This window comes from Intestinibacter sp., assembly GCF_022780145.1.
GTDB lineage: Bacteria > Bacillota > Clostridia > Peptostreptococcales > Peptostreptococcaceae > Intestinibacter.
On record NZ_JALEXO010000086.1, the window covers coordinates 1 to 4,116 of the forward strand.

The window sequence follows — 4,116 nt, forward strand, 5'->3', positions numbered from 1 at the left end:
AACATAATATCTCTTTATATGATCCTGAATTAAGAAATTTTGCTAAAGAACAGTGTATTCGATGGAATTCTAATTTAAATCAAGTAAATTTCATTGTTGAAAATATTTTAAATGGATCTATTGATATTGACGATGTTTTAACATCTTCATTTGAAAATATTGAATTAGAAGATAGTAATTTAGAGGAAATTTTAACTAAAAAAGTATGATTATGAAAATATTTCATACATTATTTGTGAAAGTATATGTGACAGAATCATCTTGAATAATTATTCAAGTTCAATTTTATTAATTATTCATTTAGAAATGACCCCACATATATTCGCTGGTATAGTAATAATAAATAATATATTTTGTAGATATGTAGAAAACGTTATACTTTTGGGACATTGTAATTTTTATATTTATATTTCAATAGATTTATGTATGTGATATATACACAATTGTGTATTGCTACAAATATAAAACTAAGGGGGAAAATTAGAATGTACAAATTTTATATGCCAAATGTTAGTTTAATGGGACCTGGATGTGCTGGTAGTATTCCAGCTGAAATCAAAGCAAGAGGATTTAAAAAAGCTTTAGTAGTTTGTGGTAAAAGATCTGCTAAAAGTGCAGAATTAAAAGAAATATTAGATAACTTAGATGCTAATGGCATAGAGTATGTCCTTTATCCTGGATCAGTTCCAAATCCAACTGTAACTTCAGTTATGGAAGGTGTAGAAGTTTTAAAAGCTGAAAACTGTGATTTTGTTATGTCATTTGGTGGAGGTTCACCTCATGATTGTGCAAAGGGGATTGCTTTAGTTGCTACTAATGGCGGCAATATGAAAGATTACGAAGGAGTCAATAAATCTAAAAAACCTCAGCTTCCATTAATAGCTATAAATACTACTGCTGGTACTGCTTCTGAAATGACTATATTCTGTGTAATAACTGATGAAGAAAGACATGTAAAAATGGCAATATGTGATGAACATGTTAACCCAACACTAGCTGTAAACGATCCTAATTTAATGGTGAGTATGCCTAAAGCATTGACTGCTGCAACTGGTATGGATGCTTTAACTCATGCTGTTGAGGCTTATGTTTCTACTATAGCTACTCCAATAACAGATGCTTGTGCTGAAAAAGCTATAAAACTAATCCAAGGATATCTAAGAGATGCTGTTAAAGACGGAAATGATATGGTAGCTAGAGACAAAATGGCATATGCTGAATTCTTAGCTGGTATGGCATTTAACAATGCTTCATTAGGTTATGTACATGCTATAGCCCACCAATTCGGTGGATTCTATAACCTACCACATGGTGTATGCAATGCTATATTACTTCCAGCTGTTCAAGAATACAATGCTAAGGTTTGTCCAGATAGATTAAAAGATGTCGCTGAATTTATGGGAGTAGATATAAGTAACATGACTGATGAAGAAGGTGCTGCTGCAGCTATAACTGCGATAAGAAAATTATCTGCCGATGTAGAAATACCTTCTGGATTTGAACAATTAGGTGCTAAAAAAGAAGATTTCGATATATTAGCTGTCAATGCTTTAAAAGATGCTTGTTGTGCTACTAATCCAAGACAAGCTACTAAAGAAGAAATAATTGAAATATTAAACAAAGTATTCTAATACATACAGAATATAAATTATATTTATTTGTAATTTCAAACGAATATAATTTTCTATAAATTATAAAGTAAGGGAGTACTATAAAATGGATTTTATTCTATTTTATAGTACTCCCTTTTTAAATTTAAGTAAAATTTTTGCGAATTGACAAAAAATTTAAAAATATGTCATAAACTGTTTTTAATGCACAAAACAATAAAAAAGTCAGTTGTTAAAACAACTTACTTTTGAATTATTTTGAGATACAATCAAAATATCTAAACATAATAAAACATGATAAAAAATAAATTATTTTAAATTAAATATAATAAAAATATATAAAACAATATATAAAAATACATATAAAAAGCGAGAGGGGGGACGAAAATTGTGGGAATTATATGATAACTTAATCAAAAATATACAAGAAGATATAAAAATAGAAGATTTAGTTATTGGTACAGAATTTGCCATGGTGATTTCTGATTGCGGGGCTGGAATTAGTCGAGTATTAAACGACAAGAGATTTCCATTTGAAAATAAAATAAAACCGAATATGAAATTAAAGGATTTAGCTAAATCGATAAAGTCGTGGAACTTTGTAGAAGCCAGCTTGGGACTAGCTGCTATCAATGCATTTTATAATAGCAAGCAACCTCGAGAAAATTTGCTACTAGAAAAAATAAAACATCCATTTGTATCTACAATAGATCAAGGCGACAGAGTCGCAGTAGTAGATGCAGTTTTGGAAAATAAAGAAAATGTTCAAAAGTCGTATGATGCCGATTTTTTTAATAGAAAGATGGAGGATGGAGATTATATTATAACAGCATTTGAATACTTAGTAGATGAATACGACTCTATTTATCTAGGAGGTAATTTGATAATAAACAAGCATATAATGAAAATCGCAGGTGATTCAAAAGGTAAAAAAAGCGTACTCTGTGATATATCTACACCGCTATCCTTGGATTTTAAAAAAGTAGGGATAGACGAAATAGGAGGATTTATAATAGACGACATCGATAAATGTTTTGAGTTAGTTAAAATAAGCGCTCCTTATCAAGATATAAAAAAGACAGGAAGCATGTTCAAAATAATATAAAAAAGGAGTGTTAAAAATTGCCAAAAAGTAGAAAGAATAAATTTATAATAATTGGATTATTTGTACTTATGATAATAACGATAATTTTTTCGTTTGGCCTTGGTAAATACCCTATAGAGCCAAATCAAGTTGTCGGAATAATTTTTTCTAAAATTTCGAATATAGAGCCGTTTTGGACTGAAAAAATGGAGATTATATTTTTTAATGTAAGATTGCCTAGAATAATACTTGCTTGCTTAGTAGGATGTTGTCTATCGGCAGCAGGGGCGGCTTATCAAAGTATATTCTTAAATCCTATGGCGGCACCTGATATTTTGGGGGCTTCTAATGGAGCAGCATTTGGGGCGGCTATTGCGATTTTATTTTATAGAAGTGGTAGAGAAATAACAATAAGCGCATTTATATTCAGTTTGATAACTGTAGGACTTGTTTATTTTATAAGCAAGAGAGCTAAAGGAAATAAGGTCTTGGGACTTATACTAGCAGGTATTATGGTCAGCTCTTTATTTTCAGCTGCGACATCGTTTATAAAGCTTGTTGCAGATCCAAATGAGCAGTTGCCAGCTATAACTTATTGGCTTATGGGAAGTCTGTCAGGAACTAAGATGGCTGATGTAAAATTTGTAATTTTACCTATGATAGTGGGAATTGTACCTCTCGTTTTACTCAGCTGGCAGATAAATATGCTGACTATAGGCGAGGATGAAGCTAAGACTATGGGTGTAAACACAAAGCTTATAAGATTTGTATCTATAATCGCCGCGACACTTATTACTGCATCTAGTGTATCTGTAAGTGGTATGATCGGATGGGTTGGGCTTGTAATACCTCATCTATCTAGAAAATTAGTTGGAAATAATTTTGTATATCTACTACCGACATCTATGTTGTTTGGAGCGACGTTTTTACTACTTGTAGATAATATATCGAGAAATCTATGGACTAGCGAAGTGCCAATTGGTATTTTGACGGCCTTTGTAGGGGCACCATTTTTTATTTACCTTATAACTAGAAAGGAGCAATAAAGTGATTCTAGAAGTTAAAAACCTCAATTATGGATATGGGCACCATAAAGTGCTAAATGATATTTCATTTGAAGTCGAAGAAAATACTTTGCTTTGCATATTAGGACCTAATGGTGCAGGAAAGAGTACTATGTTTAAATGTATACTTCATTTACTAAAAGGATACGATGGAGAAATACTATTAGATGGAAAAAACTTAAAAGGCTATAAAATCCAACAGCTAGCTAAAAAAATAGCTTATGTACCACAATCACATAACCCAGTTTTTAATTATTCTGTAGCTGAGATGATTTTGATGGGTACTACATCGCAGTTTTCCATGATGTCAAAGCCTAGCAAAAGACAGCTAGAGATAGTTGATAAATGCTTAGAAAAG

5 protein-coding genes are annotated in these 4,116 nt (G+C 31.2%); all 5 read left to right on the forward strand.

All coding sequences use genetic code 11. The features are described 5' to 3' along the window. Positions 1 to 209, forward strand: a 209-nt coding sequence (locus tag MR593_RS03150; RefSeq protein WP_290686845.1) for a hypothetical protein, incomplete at its 5' end; no start/stop codon positions are given. A gap of 276 nt (positions 210 to 485) precedes the next feature. Further along, the gene (locus tag MR593_RS03155) at positions 486 to 1,631 is read left to right on the forward strand and encodes an iron-containing alcohol dehydrogenase (protein WP_331474727.1); all 1,146 of its coding nucleotides are present in this window, start codon (positions 486 to 488) and stop codon (positions 1,629 to 1,631) included. A gap of 367 nt (positions 1,632 to 1,998) precedes the next feature. Further along, entirely contained in the window at positions 1,999 to 2,715 is a 717-nt protein-coding gene (locus MR593_RS03160; protein ID WP_290686847.1) for an enolase N-terminal-like fold-containing protein, read from the forward strand. Positions 2,716 to 2,732: 17 nt separating this feature from the next. Continuing rightward, positions 2,733 to 3,740, forward strand: a complete 1,008-nt coding sequence (locus tag MR593_RS03165; RefSeq protein WP_331474728.1) for a FecCD family ABC transporter permease — start codon at positions 2,733 to 2,735, stop codon at positions 3,738 to 3,740. A gap of 1 nt (position 3,741) precedes the next feature. Further along, the coding region (locus MR593_RS03170) for an ABC transporter ATP-binding protein (protein WP_290686849.1) at positions 3,742 to 4,116 on the forward strand (375 nt) is incomplete at its 3' end.

What these genes read in the sequence shown, in the direction of transcription:
- MR593_RS03155 (WP_331474727.1), top strand. Translation starts at nt 486, where the DNA reads ATGTACAAATTTTATATGCCAAATGTTAGTTTAATGGGACCTGGATGT.